Origin of the sequence: Ekhidna sp., from assembly GCF_965212185.1 — a bacterium.
Taxonomy (GTDB): domain Bacteria; phylum Bacteroidota; class Bacteroidia; order Cytophagales; family Cyclobacteriaceae; genus Ekhidna.
Genome location: NZ_OZ243102.1, coordinates 2,468,005 through 2,484,867 on the forward strand (window position 1 = coordinate 2,468,005; position 16,863 = coordinate 2,484,867).

11 protein-coding genes are annotated in these 16,863 nt (G+C 39.7%); 1 reads left to right on the forward strand and 10 read right to left on the reverse strand.

The window, feature by feature from the left end; all coding sequences use genetic code 11:
* The 10 genes from ACOMC3_RS10585 to ACOMC3_RS10630 all read right to left on the reverse strand — a co-directional run bounded on the left by ACOMC3_RS10585 (window position 1) and on the right by ACOMC3_RS10630 (window position 15,033).
* Window positions 1-2,607 carry a ligand-binding sensor domain-containing protein gene (locus ACOMC3_RS10585; RefSeq protein WP_420315857.1) on the reverse strand — a complete coding sequence of 869 codons (2,607 nt, stop codon included), beginning with the start codon at window positions 2,605-2,607 and terminating at the stop codon, window positions 1-3.
* A complete protein-coding gene (locus ACOMC3_RS10590) occupies window positions 2,591-3,565 on the reverse strand; it encodes a hypothetical protein (protein WP_420315858.1) in 975 nt (324 codons plus the stop codon). Before ACOMC3_RS10590 ends, ACOMC3_RS10585 begins: the two co-directional genes overlap by 17 nt.
* 15 nt (window positions 3,566-3,580) lie before the next feature.
* On the reverse strand, window positions 3,581-4,114 hold the full coding sequence (locus tag ACOMC3_RS10595) for a PKD domain-containing protein (RefSeq protein WP_420315859.1): 534 nt from the start codon (window positions 4,112-4,114) through the stop codon (window positions 3,581-3,583).
* Between the two features lie 214 nt (window positions 4,115-4,328).
* Window positions 4,329-5,300 (reverse strand): 6-phosphofructokinase, encoded by a 972-nt coding sequence (gene pfkA / locus ACOMC3_RS10600; RefSeq protein ID WP_420315860.1) that lies wholly within the window; start codon window positions 5,298-5,300, stop codon window positions 4,329-4,331.
* A gap of 27 nt (window positions 5,301-5,327) precedes the next feature.
* Window positions 5,328-6,278, reverse strand: a complete 951-nt coding sequence (locus ACOMC3_RS10605) for an ROK family protein (RefSeq protein ID WP_420315861.1) — start codon at window positions 6,276-6,278, stop codon at window positions 5,328-5,330.
* Window positions 6,279-6,290: 12 nt separating this feature from the next.
* Complete coding sequence (locus ACOMC3_RS10610; protein ID WP_420315862.1) at window positions 6,291-7,820, reverse strand: MFS transporter; 1,530 nt, start codon at window positions 7,818-7,820, stop codon at window positions 6,291-6,293.
* On the reverse strand, window positions 7,813-9,162 hold the full coding sequence (locus ACOMC3_RS10615; RefSeq protein WP_420315863.1) for an alpha-amylase family glycosyl hydrolase: 1,350 nt from the start codon (window positions 9,160-9,162) through the stop codon (window positions 7,813-7,815). The genes ACOMC3_RS10610 and ACOMC3_RS10615 overlap by 8 nt, the downstream gene beginning before the upstream one ends.
* A gap of 1 nt (window position 9,163) precedes the next feature.
* Complete coding sequence (locus ACOMC3_RS10620) at window positions 9,164-11,518, reverse strand: alpha-amylase family glycosyl hydrolase (protein ID WP_420315864.1); 2,355 nt, start codon at window positions 11,516-11,518, stop codon at window positions 9,164-9,166.
* Window positions 11,463-13,877 carry a glycoside hydrolase family 31 protein gene (locus tag ACOMC3_RS10625; protein ID WP_420315865.1) on the reverse strand — a complete coding sequence of 805 codons (2,415 nt, stop codon included), beginning with the start codon at window positions 13,875-13,877 and terminating at the stop codon, window positions 11,463-11,465. The genes ACOMC3_RS10620 and ACOMC3_RS10625 overlap by 56 nt, the downstream gene beginning before the upstream one ends.
* A 133-nt stretch (window positions 13,878-14,010) precedes the next feature.
* Entirely contained in the window at window positions 14,011-15,033 is a 1,023-nt protein-coding gene (locus tag ACOMC3_RS10630; protein ID WP_420315866.1) for a LacI family DNA-binding transcriptional regulator, read from the reverse strand.
* Window positions 15,034-15,249: 216 nt separating this feature from the next.
* On the opposite strand from ACOMC3_RS10630, the gene ACOMC3_RS10635 reads away from it, so the two are divergent.
* Complete coding sequence (locus ACOMC3_RS10635; RefSeq protein ID WP_420315867.1) at window positions 15,250-16,827, forward strand: hypothetical protein; 1,578 nt, start codon at window positions 15,250-15,252, stop codon at window positions 16,825-16,827.
* Window positions 16,828-16,863 lie beyond the last annotated feature (36 nt).

A 16,863-nucleotide genomic window follows, 5' to 3' on the forward strand; every position in this document is an offset into this window, starting at 1 on the left:
TTAATTTGTATTTGATTTTGTGATTTTATCCATTGCGCTATCAATCTTTTGCTGACGTGATGCCCTTCTTTCAAGGAAAGCAGAGAGACGGAATTCTACAGGCAGCAATATCAGCGCAAGCAATAGATTAGTACCCACTTGAAAGATTGGAATCTCTCCGGTAATTCTTTCCATATAAGGTTCTACTTCGGTATGTATGTACTCGAATAAAATGAATAGACTCACATACACCATCAACCTCGTTAAGAATTGCGATTTGAAACGTGAGGAAAGTGTCAGTGTTAGGTACATTATAAACAGGTAAACACCAAGTTGCATTAGATAAAACCACCAAGTACGCCAATAGGGAGGAGCAATCGTAAATGTGATACTGGTATAATCTGTGTCATTCCAAAGTTCAGAATGATCGGACTCTTTCACTTTGAATGTGTAGGTTCCGGGATCTAAATTGGTATAAGTAGCCTTGTTGGTCTTCCCCACCATAGACCATGTTTTATCGTACCCTTCAAGTGTATATTGATAAAACATTGCTTCCGGATTTCTTAAATTAATGGACACAAAATCAAACGAAAGATGGTTATCGTTATACTCGAATGTTAAATCTGAAGGTAGGATATCATTGACCTTTCCTGACTCTGAAAATTGCAAGAGGTCTACGTTCTGATAATAGAGTCTGATGTCCTTAATATGAGATTCTCTTTTACTTAAATCAAAGAAAAAATGTGGGATATTTATTTTGGTAATACCAAATGGATTACCGAAGTACACATTGCCTTCTGCATCTTTTGAAACCGAATTTAACTCAGACTCAGTTTCCCCAAGTTCGCTTGGATGATTGAAGGTTCTGACAACTTCAAATTCCGGCTGAATGAGACTTAAACCCAGTCTATGTCCAACCCATACATTACCGATATCATCAACCATAACAGCATTACAGAATTTCGATAGCATGCCATCCTCCGTGCTGAACTGTTTAAAGCTTTCACCGTCAAAGCTATAAACACCAGACCCGGCTGTGGCTATCCATATTTTACCGCTATCATCCTGAATAATCGAATTGATGTCGTAAGCTGGGAATATTTTATCTCGGGTAAGAAATTCCATTTCACCGTTATTCCTAAGGACCGCCAAGCCTACGGCATGACTTCCGAACCAAACGTTACCTGCCCGATCCGGGTAGATAGAGAATATTTCATTGTGATAGAATCCATTTCGGGTATTGTAGTGATTTATCAGTTCACCTTCCCTGGTCAGATGATACACACCATTGGCGGCAGCAGACACCCAAATATTGTTCTTAGCATCCAATTGGATGTCTCTAATGAGATATGCATTTACAGGGTCCAATGGATTAAGGAATACTTTCTTAATGTTACCGGCCTCCAGGTCAATCTTTAACACACCATTATTTTGGGTTCCTGCCCATACTTCTTTTCCTAAAACAGCAAGAGAAGTAAATGAATAATCCTCGGAATAAGATAATTTCTCAAATACAAGGCTATCCCTCATCGTTTTTTTGAAAACACGAATAATACCATTGTCTGTAGCGAGTAAAAGTTGATCCTCCTGATAATTAGCTACACTTCTAACTCCCTGGACATCTATGGTTTTAAATAACTCATAGTGGTTGAAATATTTTCGATTTAGCTGAACCAATCCCCTTCCAAAAGTTCCTACCCACACTTCATTTTCTTTGTCAATAAAAACCTTGCCTATCTCGTTACTTTCGAATCCCGATGAAACATTGAAATGAGTCAACGTATAAACTTCGTCTTTCTGCAGATCCATTTCTACCAACCCATTGTTATAGGTTCCGACCCAAAGAGTATTTAAATCATCCTTATTTATGGAACTAACACGGAAATCATTTGGGAATTCTGAAACATTTTGTAAACGATTACTATCGAAATAATACCTGTACATTCCTTCTTCTGTCCCCACCCACAAAAGGTTGTTATTATCTTTATCCAGATACAGAGCAGTTGTATTTATTCCTTCAAGACCCTGGATAGATCCTGAATGCTCCAGATCATTATCTTCAATTGTAAAAACTTCCAATCCGTCGCTAGTAGCAACAAACAGCTTATTTTTAATAGTGATAAAATCATTACTAATCAGCTCATTAAAAATTGGTAATTGAAATTTTTCATGAGCGCCCCTCTCGATTCTTACCAATCCCTGATTCCTGGTTAACCCCCAAAGGACACCTGAATCATCAACTTTTAACTGCTCTACTCGATTTGGAAGTTCATCCGTTGAGAGTAGTTTTCGATAACGACCATGCTCTACAACACTGATCCCTCCCTGAATATATCCAATATAAACGTATCCTTCACTTGAAATGGTTGATGCGGTTACGATTGATTTAACTGTATCCTCCTTATTAAGTTTAAGCATCTCCATACCATCGAAACGATAAAGTCCATCATCAGAACCGATCCACAAAAATCCCTTATCATCCTGCAGAAGTGAGTAAATATATTCGCCATCAAAGTTGTTTTCTGCGTTATATAAAACAAACCTAAAATCCTTAGGACCAGCCTGGATAGCGAACGTAACGACTGAAAGGATAAATAATAAGATTGCTCTTTTAGTTGTTTCCATCATTTTTGTCTTTGTAGCGTACGTTCAACTTATACTTGTACTTGGGAGGACCACCTACCGGTACAGAAAAGAAGGCAACTGCTTCATCATATTGATTCGTCACATAGCATACCATATCATTTCTAGACGTGCGCCCTTTTACAATCTGAAGATCTACTGTGGTGTTTTTCTCCTCATCAATAATAGGGTGCTTGCTTCGACCCCATTCTTTGTTCTTACTAGGAGTAGCACGATGACGATTTTTAGCGATCGAGTAGATAAGGATTGATCCTTCGAAATCAAAATCAAAATTGTGCTGGGTAATCGAAACCACATCATCATCAATGAATGGATACAAATGAGCAACAGAGCTCTTACGTTCGGGAAGCCTAAATGAATATTCATAGGTAAATGCATTGGATCCTTCAACGTCTTGATTTTCAGAGTTCTTAGTACTCAGGAAATACTTATATAAATTGCCGTCATCACCTGCTACACCTTCTGCAATTACTTTGAATACCCTACTACTCAATTGCGGGAAGACTTCCCCTTCTTGTGGATTAAACGGACCAAACGTATACCATTTACCATCGTATCTCTCATCAGCCTTGAATGTCTTGGTAGCCAGTAATGTTCCACTTTTATAATTACCCACCGGGTCTATTTTTTTCGCATCAGGTTCAGAGTGAGCTCCTTTTCCTCCATACACACTAAACTTGACTCGTGTATCCCATTCGCCGTTGGGTTCATCGTGTTTACCCCCGGTATCCGGATCAAAAACACGGATATACACAGGCTTAGTAAATGATTCCGGTACGATGAAGAAGAAAACCTGTGTGTGATCATCGTCTCCCCATCCAGGCTCACTGTCTGCACCAAAGGTGACTAGATGTGTAATCTGTTCAAATTCGCTGGGCACCAGTTGACTATATCCCTCTGAAGATATGAGGAAAAGAAGTGAGATTATTATTAAATTTTTCATGCGCTTAGGGTATGGTTATTGTCCGACTACAATTTCTTTGGAAAGAAAGGTTTCTTCACCTTGAAACATGAAGCGGGCCAAAACTCTGACTTTAATGTCCTTTTTAATGCCGGAAAGTTTTTTATCAGCCTCATGGCTATTATCCCAAGACCAATAAAACGTTGCATCAGTTATTGACGAGCCAGTCAACTTAGCTTCTAAATCCAATCCAAATTCACCCTTTGCTTCTACTATTTCAAGAGATACGGCTGGTAGAACAGCAATGGTCTCACCATACTCATCATCAAAATTCACAGATGAAATAGGATCAATGATTGAAAGGGAGGCTTGAAATTCTCCGATAGAATCATAGCAGTGTTCTACGGTAATACCGTATGCTTCTGTTCCATCGCCTAAATCCCACTTATAGATTAAATCGCTATTTTCTCTCTCAACTGATCCGCTTAAGTCAAGAATGATACATTCCTTATCTGCTAAAACAGATGGGAAATCCTGAGCAAGAAGCCTAAAAGAAATAATAACTAAAACCGTCAGAATACTGATTCTCATGCTAATTCCAAATAAGTATAGAAGCGAAAATACTGCAGGTTGTTTGGCAAGAGATTTTTCTTTCGACAAACGGCATGATGTACCCGCTGGAATAAGCTATTCTCCTGTTATTGTGTGAGTATAGAATTAAAAAAAATATTTACCGAATGATAATCTTTGAAATCAGCCTAAGGTTAGCTTGAATTCACATTAAATCAGTAACTGCAATCGATCATCAAGTATTCATGATCTCAACCAGTCGCATCAATTCATTACTTATTGGCTTGGTTTTGCTTATAGCCAATTTGAAGCTTGTATAAACCACCTTATCATCAATTATCCCTGCCATCACGTTCGCCTTACCATTGATTAATCCTTCAACAGCAGCTAATCCCAATCTACTTGCTAAAATTCGATCCAAGGAAGAGGGTGATCCTCCTCTTTGTAGGTGACCTAATGTGGATACACGAATATCCAATTTAGGTAGCTTTTTCATTACTTTGTTGGCAATTTCATGTGCATTTCCTTGCTCATCCCCTTCTGCTACAATCACAATGGCTGATGTTTTTTCCTTATCCCTGCCTTGATTTAAGGTATCTATGACGTCTTGAATGGTAGTGGATGTCTCTGGTACCATAACTAGCTCAGCTCCTCCTCCTATGCCGCAATGGATGGCAATATAACCAGAGTGCCGTCCCATCACTTCAATGAAGAATACCCGATCGTGTGAATTGGCCGTATCTCGAATTTTATCGATCGCTTCCAAGGCTGTATTTACAGCACTGTCAAATCCGATGGTATAATCAGAGCCATACAAATCATTATCGATGGTACCTGGTGCGCCTACTGTCGGGATTCCATATTCTTCATAGAAAATATTGGCTCCAGTAAATGTGCCGTCCCCGCCAATTGCAACTAATCCTTCTATGCCTTTTGCTTTGAGCTGCTCATATGCTTTTTTCCGTCCTTCTTTGGTTCTGAATTCCTCACTTCTGGCTGACTTAAGTATCGTCCCTCCTTTCTGAAGGATGTTACTAACCGAATAAGACTTCATGAGGTACATATCTCCACTGATGATACCATTATATCCATACCTGATCCCGTATACATTTAAACCAAGGCTTAGGCCGGAACGAACAACTGCACGTACGCAGGCATTCATGCCCGGTGCATCACCTCCTGAAGTAAAAACTCCTATATTTTTCATTCTAATAAATTCTTTACACACTCCGGTTTACCCGGCTAAATATTTCCAAACCAGACTTGAAGCACCCAAGATTGGAGCATCATCATCTTTTAATCCTGAGGGTTGTAGTTGTATCTTCTTATCCAGGAAAAGCGGCATTAGATAGCGCTCCATGTTCTCCTGGGCGGGGGTAAAGATATGATCGCCAGCTTTTGACAATCCTCCTAACAAAAATATAGCTTCGGGATCTGTATGCACTATGAAGTCTGACAATTTCATTCCTAAAACTCGTCCTGTGTACTTGAATGCTTCGATCGCGATATAATCGCCTTTTGCAGCAGCTTCCGTAATGGTTCGCGTACTTAGATCATCAAAACTTATTGATCTAAGGAGGCTAGGCTCTGTATGATCAGCGAGCAACTTGTACACAGTCCTTCGAATACCTGTAGCACTCACATAGGTTTCCAGACATCCGCGTTTACCGCAGGCACAATACCTTCCATTTGCATTCACTAATGTATGACCCAACTCACCCGCAAATCCGTGTTTACCATACACTAGGTCACCATTTATTACAATACCACTTCCTAAGCCAGTACCCACCGTAAGAACTACAAAGTCCTTCATGTTTTTCGCTTTTCCATAGACCATTTCACCCAGAGCAGCAGCATTGGCATCATTGGTAAGCACGCATTTAAGTCCAAATACTTTTTCAACTTCATCAGCAAAATGGGAGACACCTTTCCAAGGAAGATTTGGTGGATCCACTATTGTTCCATCGTAATAGTTCGCATTGGGAGCTCCTACTCCTACTCCTATTACTTCGTCTAAAGAATAGATTTTTTCAATCTCTGCTTTTAGGGTTGAAATGAATGATGTAAAATCAGCATATTGCTGCGTCTTGATTCGTGATTGAACCAGAATGTTTCCGTCTCTATCGGCTATTCCAAACTTAGAGTTGGTTCCGCCAATATCTATACCTATTGCAAGTTTTGTCATTATACCCCGAATTTAGGCCTCACCATCTTTCATTGCAACTTCATCCTTATCATCAACCTTGAGACAGAGAAGGCCTGATATAATCATCGAAATACCTCCCAGGATGATCGCATAAATAAACTCGCTATCAAAGAAAGTTGTTACCAGGAAGCCTAAAATACTTGCCGCTACAATCTGAGGAATCACAATGAAGAAATTGAAGATTCCCATGTAATAGCCCATCTTTTTAGGTGGTAGGGAACCGGATAGCATCGCATAAGGGATTGAAAGAATACTTGCCCATGCAATACCTACTCCTACCATTGATAGAACTAGCCACATAGGCTCTTGAATAAAATAATATGAGATCAAACCAAGTCCACCACAGATAAGAGCGATCATATGCGTAACTTTTCTGCTAACCACCTTGGCAAGAAGTGGTAAAGCTAATGCAGCCAGTGCCGCAACACCATTATATCCGGCAAATAAAAGGGAAACCCAATCAGCTCCATTATTATAAGCAGCCGATGTTGTATCAGTTGTCAGATAAATATGAGCTGTAACAGCAGAAGTACTGTAAATCCACATTGCAAAGAGTGCAAACCAGGAAAAAAACTGAACATAAGCCAGTTGAACCATGGTTTTAGGCATGTTTTGAAAATCACGAACAATCTGAACAAATCCGTTGTGATATTTATTCCGACCCATAAAAATGGAACCAATCACATAGGAAAATCCAAACAACCCAAAAATTCCACAAAGTACATATAGCTGAGGATCAAATGCCTCGATGGTAAACCATGAAGCAAGTGCTGCTCCTACGAACAAGAGTGCTAAACCTCTGGCCATGTATTGCCTTGGGCTAAACTTGATATTTAATGGACCCGGAGTTTTTGATTCTTTAATGTCTTCTTCAGATGGAGGATATTCTTTGGTTGTAAATACCGTCCACATTACCGCAACCAAAAATGCGATACCACCAACGTAAAAAGACCATTTGACTGAATCAGGAATCTGGCCTTCCGGAGCGGTGTTACTCACTCCGATCAAATTGGTGAAAATCCATGGTAATGCTGAGGCTACTACAGCTCCTACTCCAATGAAAAAGCTTTGCATGGCAAAACCTTTGGTCCGCTGATCCGGAGGCAACATATCTCCAACAAATGCCCGAAAAGGCTCCATACTGATATTGATGGATCCATCCATTATCCAAAGCATGCCAATCGCTATCCACAACGTTGGTGAATTGGGCATGATAAAAAGCGCAAAAGTTGCAAGGATGGCTCCTATAGCAAAGAAAGGTCTTCTTCTTCCCCATTTTGGATGCCAGGTTCGATCACTTAAATAACCAATGATTGGCTGAACAATCAGTCCGGTCACTGGAGCTGCAAGCCAATAAAAAGCCAGATTCTTCGTGTCTGCTCCTAACGTTTCAAAGATTCTACTCGTGTTGGCATTCTGCAAAGCGAAACCAAATTGAATGCCTAGGAATCCAAAACTCATGTTCCAAATCTGCCAAAAACTTAGTCTAGGCTTTTCTGAATTCAGTGAAATGTTACTCATTACCTTCTGTTTTTGATCCAACAAAATATTGATAAGGTTGTAGTTCAGTAACTGTAGCATCCACTTGACCTCCACCAAAGACATCTGAAAAACTGAGTGTTTCAGGAATCGTTACATTCTGAGGCTCTTCTGATAAGTTAATGATCACATCTACCTGGTTATTCCCCATTTTTCTTGAATAGGCAATCGTCATAGGATTTCCTACGTCAATAAACTCAGGTTTTCCACCATATGTCCCGTTAAAGAGAGCGGGGTTATTCTTTTTTAAATCAACCAGAGAAGCATAGAAATCCTGATATTTTACATCGCCCCATTCAATCGTATCCTTTTCAAAAAATGCAAGTCGTTCATCTAGTCCGGCCTCCTGACCACTGTAAATCAATGGCATGCCTTGAACGGTAAAAGCAAATATCGCATATGCTTTGTGTCCTTCTCCAAATCGTTCGAAGACTGTCCCATTCCAGGAATTTTCATCATGGTTTGTAGTGAAGTTCATTCGAATGGCATCAGCTGGATATCTATCAAGGTCTTTATTTATGAATGCAATTAAAGAGTCAGCATTCTTATGTCCTTTCGCTACTTCATTCATGTAATGATGCATGCCCCATCCATAAGTCATGTGAAAGGCGTCTTCGTGCATTTTGGGCTCGTCCCACTCGGCAAGCATGAAAAGATCTTTATCGACATCCAATGAATCTTTTGCTCGATTCCAGAATTCCATTGGTACAAACCCTGCCACATCACATCGATAGCCATCAATGTCCGCTTCGTTCACCCAGTACCTCAATGACTCGATCATTTCGTTCTGCATATCCATGTTTTCATAGTTCAGATCTGCAACATCTGTCCAATCAGTCCCTTCAGGCCAGGTCACATTCCCTGCTGAATCGGTATTGTGATACCCCGGCTTTTCCGTCCATTCATGATCAAATGCCGTGTGATTCGCCACCCAATCAAGAATGACAATCATGTCATTAGAATGCGCCTGATTTACCAAATTTTTGAAGTCGTCAAGACTACCAAACTCCGGATTAACATCGGTATAATCTCTTATTGAATAATAGCTTCCTAATCCACCTTTTCGATTCTTTTCTCCAATGGGTTGTATTGGCATGACCCAAAGGATGTCCACACCTAATTCCTTAAGGCGTGGAATGTGACTTGCAAAAGCATTGAAGGTTCCCTCTGGCGTATATTGCCTGATATTCACCTCATAAATCACCATGTCTTTAGCTCTCTCAGGGAAGCTTATTATAGCCTCCTCAACCTGCTTTTCAGCGTTTGATTGAGAGCATGAGGAAATGATTAAGAAAAGTAAGGTTAGATTGGTTAGTATTTTCATATTAGTTGATTGTGATCATCTCAAATGAGTTAGGTGGAAGAGTCAACATTTCTCCATTCAATTCCCCATAGAAATTGATTTTACCTTCAGCAGGTACCTCAATATCAATCGAATTTGAACCGATATTGAAAACTGAAATCACCTGATTATCAAAATATTGCCTGGAAATAACCAAATACGTATCGCCTTCTTCCAGAATCTCTGTATCTCCATAGATCAAAGCCAGGTTATTCCTTCTAAGCTCAATCATCTTTTTTGTCCGCTCCCTTGTTGCCAATTGATGTCTATCGAGATTATCAAACTGCATTTGTCGTCTATTGTCCGGATCATTTCCTCCGGGGGAGCCGTATTCATCGCCGTAGTATAAACATGGAATACCAGGGATACTCATCATATAAGCAGTCAAAGCAGACAGCTTTTGATAGGCCAGCGTGTCTTGAATGCTAATCTCCCGATTCCAACCAGCGTACTTCGTGTCTTCCCCAAATTTCAGTGAGCCGTCCGCATATGAAATAAATCTTGGACGATCCTGATTACCCGTGATATAACCCATGAGGTTATGGTCCCCATAGTATTTAATGCTTTCCCTTAGGGCGTTGGCAAGGCTACTCATTGAACCTTCACCAGCGAAAGTTGAAACGGCTCTGTCATACATGTTGAAATCAAACTGAGCATCCAACATACCTGTTGAGATATAGCTTTTAATCAGCTCATGACTGCCGTAAGTTTCTCCAATCTGAAAAACTGGCTGTTCAGTTTCCATTACAACCTGTTGCTTAACTTTTTTAGTTAGCACGCGCCAAAATATTTCCGGAATATGCTTAGTCGCATCATGTCTAAATCCATCTATGCCATATTCTTTCAGCCAAAAAATCGCTGAATCAGTCATTGGATCCACAGTTTCCATTCGAGAGAGGTCAAGGGTTGGCATGAAGGTATCAAACCAGGTGGTCAATCGATGATCATCCCAGCGCTCGGTATTCAAAGATCCATCTGGTAAATAGAGGTTGGTTGCCCAATCTGGATTTTCCTGATAAATCGGATGCTGTTCATGGACATGATTGGCTACATAATCCAATAACACATTCATGTCTGAATCATGAGCTGCATTGACCAAAGATCGAAAATCTTCACCTGACCCAAATCGATAATCTACTCGTACATTGGATATGGGCCAATATCCATGATAAGCTGAAAAGCTGGTTTCCGGTTCAGGATACTTTCCAAAAGCTCCTTCCGGGTTCTGAGTGATTGGTGATAACCAAATCGTATTCGTCCCTAAATCCTGGAAATAACCGTCTTGAATTTTTTGAGTGATACCGGCCAAATCACCACCAAAATAGTCGGCTTTGGGATGTACCTCAGGGATATTAAGCGGTTTGTCATTTGTTGGATTCCCATTGTTAAATCGGTCAACCATTAAAAAATACATGACCATTGCTTCATAATCATTACGACCAAGCTGATCAGCTGAAGAAACTACTGAACCCTTATTCAACGGAATCAATACATCGTTGCTAACCCCTTCGTCATTGTAAGCCCACAACCTGATTTTGGAACGATCAATAAGCTTCGCATTCTCAGGTAATGTGATGTTGATTTCATTCCCTTCTATGCGGATTAAGTCATTAGGAATCAGGGTATTATTCCAGTAGGCATAGATTCCCTGGATTGGATTTTGACAGGTTAGACTAATACCACCACCAGCATATGCGCTGGTTTTAATTGTTGGAAGTTTTTCAGGTTCAGGACCTTGTATTTCAATTACTGAATTCCACCCTCCCATTCCATTGGAAATAGAATCCGGATTATGTGGGTCTCTAAATTCTTTGCCATCAACAACATAAAGGTATTGGTAGGTACCGGGAGAGAGCATTTCATATGTTGTAAATGAATTTCCTTTCTTTTCTAAAACCGTATTATTAGGATTCCAAGCATTAAATTCACCTTTTATCATGACCTTTTTTTCTGATCCTTTTGAAGGGAATAAAAAAGAGTACATGGTCTTCTTTGTTCTTTTCAAGAGTACGCTTTCACCAACTCCATCATCCCAAAAAGTTAGGTTATATAATCCGAGTTTTGGCCGACCTGTGATGGTCAAAATTGAATTATCAATTTCTAGAAAGAAAGGACCATCTGTCGTGACTGAATCTAACCTTTCAGGATTCAACACATAATCTTCAAGGACAACATAAGTCGTTTGAAGATCTAATTTTATTGGAGATGCTAGCCCTACTACAAGAGGATCATTAAGCGTTTTTAGACTGTTGTCAGCTTTGCAACCAAACAGTATAAAAAGACTACCAAGTAAAAACCATCTCCTCATTGGAGTAAGTGCTTTCGATCGTAAATACATTATCAGATTTTAAATTGTCTCTGCGGTCCTTTTCAAATGGATCAAAATTGGAAATTGGTTGAACGTAGGCGTTGCAGCCATCCTTCAACTCTCCATTGGTCCAGTTGCTTAATTCATTTTTAGTGAAACCATGGAGAACAAGCTTCATGTGCTTGATCTTAGAAGTATAATCTCCTTCTGCCTTTTTCAAAACGATGGACTTTGCACTTGAATCAAAAGCAATTTCGCGTCTGTGAAACAGTCCGCTTAAATTTTCATTCGAGATCCCATCATCTTCGTAATATTCAGTTGCACATGGCTCGTCTCCATTATAAATATGGATTTCAAGACACTCTCCTATGTTTTTCGAATTTTCAGTGTGATCGCAATACACTGGAATAATTGATGATGATCTAACAAAGAGTGGTAGATGCTCAAGCGCGTACTCACGTATCATTACTGTGCCACCGTCAAATTTTTCATCAGTAAAGAATTCATACCAATTACCCTCCGGTAGATATATTTTACCAAATCGTTGATCACTAGCCAAAGGAGCTACCAGAATACTGTCTCCAAACAAATACTGATTCTCATAATCAGATTCATAGATCTTGTCATCATTGGTATAATCAATACATAAACTACGTGTGATTGGCGTTCCTTTTTCAGAAGCTTGAACAAAGGCATGATAGATGTACGGCAAAAGTTTATACCGTAATCGAATGTAATTTTTAGAAATCTCCTCCACCTCTTCACCATATGACCATGGCTCTGAGTCATGAGAATTGATCATCGAATGGCCCCTAAAAAATGGTGAGAACGCACCTATTTGAATCCATCGAGCAAATAAATTACTCTGCCCATTCCCTGCAAAACCACCTACATCATATCCTGAAAATGGTATTCCTGAGAGTCCTAAGCTATTGACCATTCGAACACCCAGCAGCATGTGTTCGTCATTGGCAACATTATCTCCCGTCCAAAGGGCACTGTATCGTTGAACACCAGCAAATCCTGCTCTGGTCAAAATAAATGGCCTTTTCCCATCAAGATTATCTTGCGCACCTTCAAATGCGCTTCTAGCCATTTGCATTCCATAGATATTCCTTCCTTTTCTGGTGGTGGCTCCCTCTCCTTCGAATTCGAATTCAATATTCTCTGGGAGCATCTGACCCCAGGTGGCTATCTCATTCATGTCATTCCAGAAGCCCTTAATCCCAATATCCGTGTATGATTTCATCATATCCTTCCACCAATTTCTGGTTTCTCCCTTTGTGAAGTCAGGAAAATGACACCATCCTGGCCAAACTTCACCTTCGTAAAAGGAACCATCCGGGTATTTCAGAAAAACATCATTTTCCTTCCCAGATGTGTATGGCTCATATTTTTCTTCAGTTTTAATGCCCGGGTCGCAAATGACAACCACCTCAAACCCCATTTCCTTTAAATGATCAATCATTTGTTCAGGGTTTGGAAACCGTTCTTTATCCCAACTAAATATTTTATACTGATCCATGTAATGGATGTCCAGTACAATGACATCAGCAGGAATATCCTTGTCTCTGAATTTCTTAGCAACATCAAGTACTTCGGTATCCGGATAGTAGCTATACCTACATTGCTGGTAACCAATACTCCACATAGGAGGTAAGGACATGCGTCCTGTCAGCCAGGTGTATGACTCAATAATCTCCGAAACAGAACCGGAAAAGAAATAGTAGTCCATGTCCCCTGCATCAACAGAAAAACTTGAAAATCTATTGTTTGAAGCACCAAAGTTGAAATGACTTTTGTAGGAATTATCAAGAAAAATGCCGTAGCTAAGTTCATTGTGAAGTCCAATATAAAAAGGGATTGAAGCATATAATGGATCAGCTTCTATATCATACGCAAAGTGATCGGTATTCCAATTTTGATAGCCGCTTCCTCTTCTATCGAGCGGACCAGTCTTTTCCCCTAAACCTACAAAGCGCTCATTTTCCTGTAATTTTTTATAAATGGTCTTTTGATCACCCTGAGATTGAATTCCCAATCCTGGTTCATCTTGATTAATGACTTTACCTTCCTTATTCAAAAAAGTAAAAAGTATCGGCGATTTGTTTATTACAATATCTAATTCAGCTGAGGTAACAACTATTGAATCATCATTGTCTTCGATATCAAAAGCAACCTTACTTGGAGTTTGTATAACCGAGTATGGATTAGCATCCTCAAAATCACTAGATTGATGAATTCTCACTGTGCGTTCATTGTAAAATGAAAGCTCATATTTGAAGTGTTCTGTCACCATTACCAACCCCTTATCATTGGTTTCAAATGACTTGAATTCTCCTCCAAATTTTATCCTATTGTTCCGCTCACTTCTTGCTATATCCAACATATAATTTACCTATCTATTGGTAATGTGATAAGCTCAAATTAATGAATATTATCAGAGGGAAACGTAGGTTTATTTCAAAAAAAATAACGCAAACGGTTGCGAAAGGCGCTGATTATGAAGATTTTGTAAAAGTTTATACTTTTTTTGATGAATCGCGGGCTAACAAATTGGTTCCAAGCTTCATGCTCTCACTGGTAATTTCTTCTTCCTCCGATTCAATTTGTTTAATCAAAAGTTCTGCTGCATGCTGCCCCATCTCAAAACCAGGTTGCTCGATGGTTGAAATTGAAGGATTGGTTAATGCAGTGAACTGCCAATTGCTAAATCCAACAACCCCGAAATCTTGCGGAACATTCTTTCCATATTTCTGTGCTGCCTTGATCGCCCCCATTGCCGCTAAGTCATTAGATGCAAAGATGGCATCAGGTTTTTGAGTTTTTAAAAGTTCATAAGTGGCCGCATAAGCTTCTCCTTCGTTAGATGCTTGATTATAAACGATCAAGCTATCCTCAATGGTAAGTCCAGCATCCTCATGTGCTTTCTTAAATCCATTTAATCTTTCGAGGGTTATGTCAAGATTTTGAGGTCCAGCCAAATGGGCTATTCGTTTATAGCCTTGCTTAATCAAATGCTCCGTTGCTTGATAACCTCCTTGAAAATCATCAACTGTTATTTTACTCGTATCCAAAGTATCCGGTACACGATCAAAGAAAACGATCGGCAATCCCTTTTGCATCATTACTTCAAAATGTGAATAATCAAAAGACTCTTTGGAGAGTGATACCAGCACACCATCCACCCGATTATTAAATAGGGTCTGAATATTCATCATCTCTCGCTCGACAGATTCATTCGATTGGGTGATGATCACATTGTACCCTTTACTTTGGGCAATGTCTTCAATCCCACTGATCACTGTTGAAAAAAAGAAATGTACGATCTCAGGAACAATGACTCCAATGGTATTGGATTTACTGTACCTCAGACTTAAAGCAAGAGAATTCGGTTGATAGTTCAATTCTTCTGCAACACGCCTAACGGCTTTCTTAGTATCTTCACTGATTTCAAAATGATCCTTTAAAGCACGTGATACCGTTGAGGGTGATATACCCAATTCTTTTGCGATATCTTTGATGGTAGTTGTTTGCCTTTTCATGCTAGAAATATAGTGAAATGCCTCAATTCTTGACCATATGCTTTGTAAAAGTCTGAAACGCAAACGTTTGCAGAAAAAAAAGTCTGCAAAAACTTCGTGAAAGTGTTGTCTGTAATTTCATAATTCATAAAATTCGGATTGTGAGTGTTCAGAAATAATCAATTTTTTGACATAAATACTCGTAAAAATTAACTTAAAAATTAACGACAAATCAAGATGAAAAATGCATTAAAATCCCTGAGTTTTTTGATGGTTTTAGGGGGCCTAATTTTCATCTCATCATGTGGAGATGATGATGGTGGAATTGATATCGGTGGAGGTGATGAAGGATCATTTACTGTTGCCGATGGACTTTATATTGCTGGGGTAGCTGGTAGCGACACTACAGCGGTATCAGGAAATAAACTTAACGCGACAATGGTTGAAGATGATGGGTTCGCAACGAAAGAGCGTTCAGGTCATTTTAGTGCTTACACTTATCTAGAAGCTGGAAGCTACATATTCGTAGATGTTGCAGATCAAAACGCAACAGACGTATACGGTGGAGCTACTTCTACTTACAATGATGATGAAGCTGATAACACTGATGATTACACTGGTGCATATACGGTAGTAGATCTATCTGGTGCAGCCTCTACATTCGCTGTAGCTGAAACTGGTTTATATAATGTGATTTTTGATACTCAATCAAGTGAGGCTTTATTGGTCAAAGTAGATTCATGGGGAGTAATTGGAGGTGCAGTATTCTCTGATGCTTGTACTAGTGATGGTTTTAACGCTGACGTTGATTTAGATGCATCTGTTGATGTTACGGCGGAAGGATCTACATTCGTAGGTGAAGGAATTATTCTTAAAGACGCTGAATTTAAAGTTAGATATAATGATAGCTGGAAAATTGACAGAAGAACTGACAAGTCTAGCTTCGATGATGCAAATGGCTATGTAGCTCTTACTAACTTAGGTGGTACTCCTGGTGCACTTGTAGAAGGGGGTGCTAACATCGGTCTTTCTGATAACTCTATTGATAATGGTATTTACACAGTTACACTTTCTATCGATGATTCAGGTGTAGTTGAAATGTCACTTGCTAGCACTGGAGATGCTCCGGAATGTGCGTTTGATCCAGCAAACTATGCGTGGGGAATCATTGGTTCTGGTACACAGGGAACTGAAGCGACTGCTGGATGGAATGATGATAAAGATCTTATCTACACGGGACAAAACGGCACAACTCATACTTGGAGAGGTGTTTTCCCAATAGCTGGAGGAACTGCAGATAACGAATTCAAATTCAGAACAGATGACACTTGGGCTACCAAGTTGATTCCAAACGCAATTACATATACTGACAACTCAGGAAATATCACTGATAATGCTGATTCCAATGGAGATGGTAGCTGGTTTGTAGCTGATGGAGCTTCTGGATTCTATTACGTAGTAGTAACTACTGATGACAATGGTGATTCCTGGACCATGACAATCGATGATGCTGAATTCCAGGTAATCGGTGAAGGAAGTCCAGTTGGTAACTGGGATGCTGGAAATGGTATTGCCATGACTTACAATGATGATCTTGCATCTGCAACTCTTGCATCAGGAACATACACTACTGGCGGATGGAAAATCTTTGTAAACCAAAGCTTTGATTACAACTTAGGAGGTGCAATCGATGGAACAACTGCGCTAGAGTTCAACAATAACACATTTGCATTGAGCGCTGGAGGAGATTACTCTGTTACTATCAGCACTGCTGATGGAGGGGTAACTTACACAGCGACTGCAACAAGCAATTAAAATTTCTTATAATAAAGTGATTAAAGAAGCTGCTCC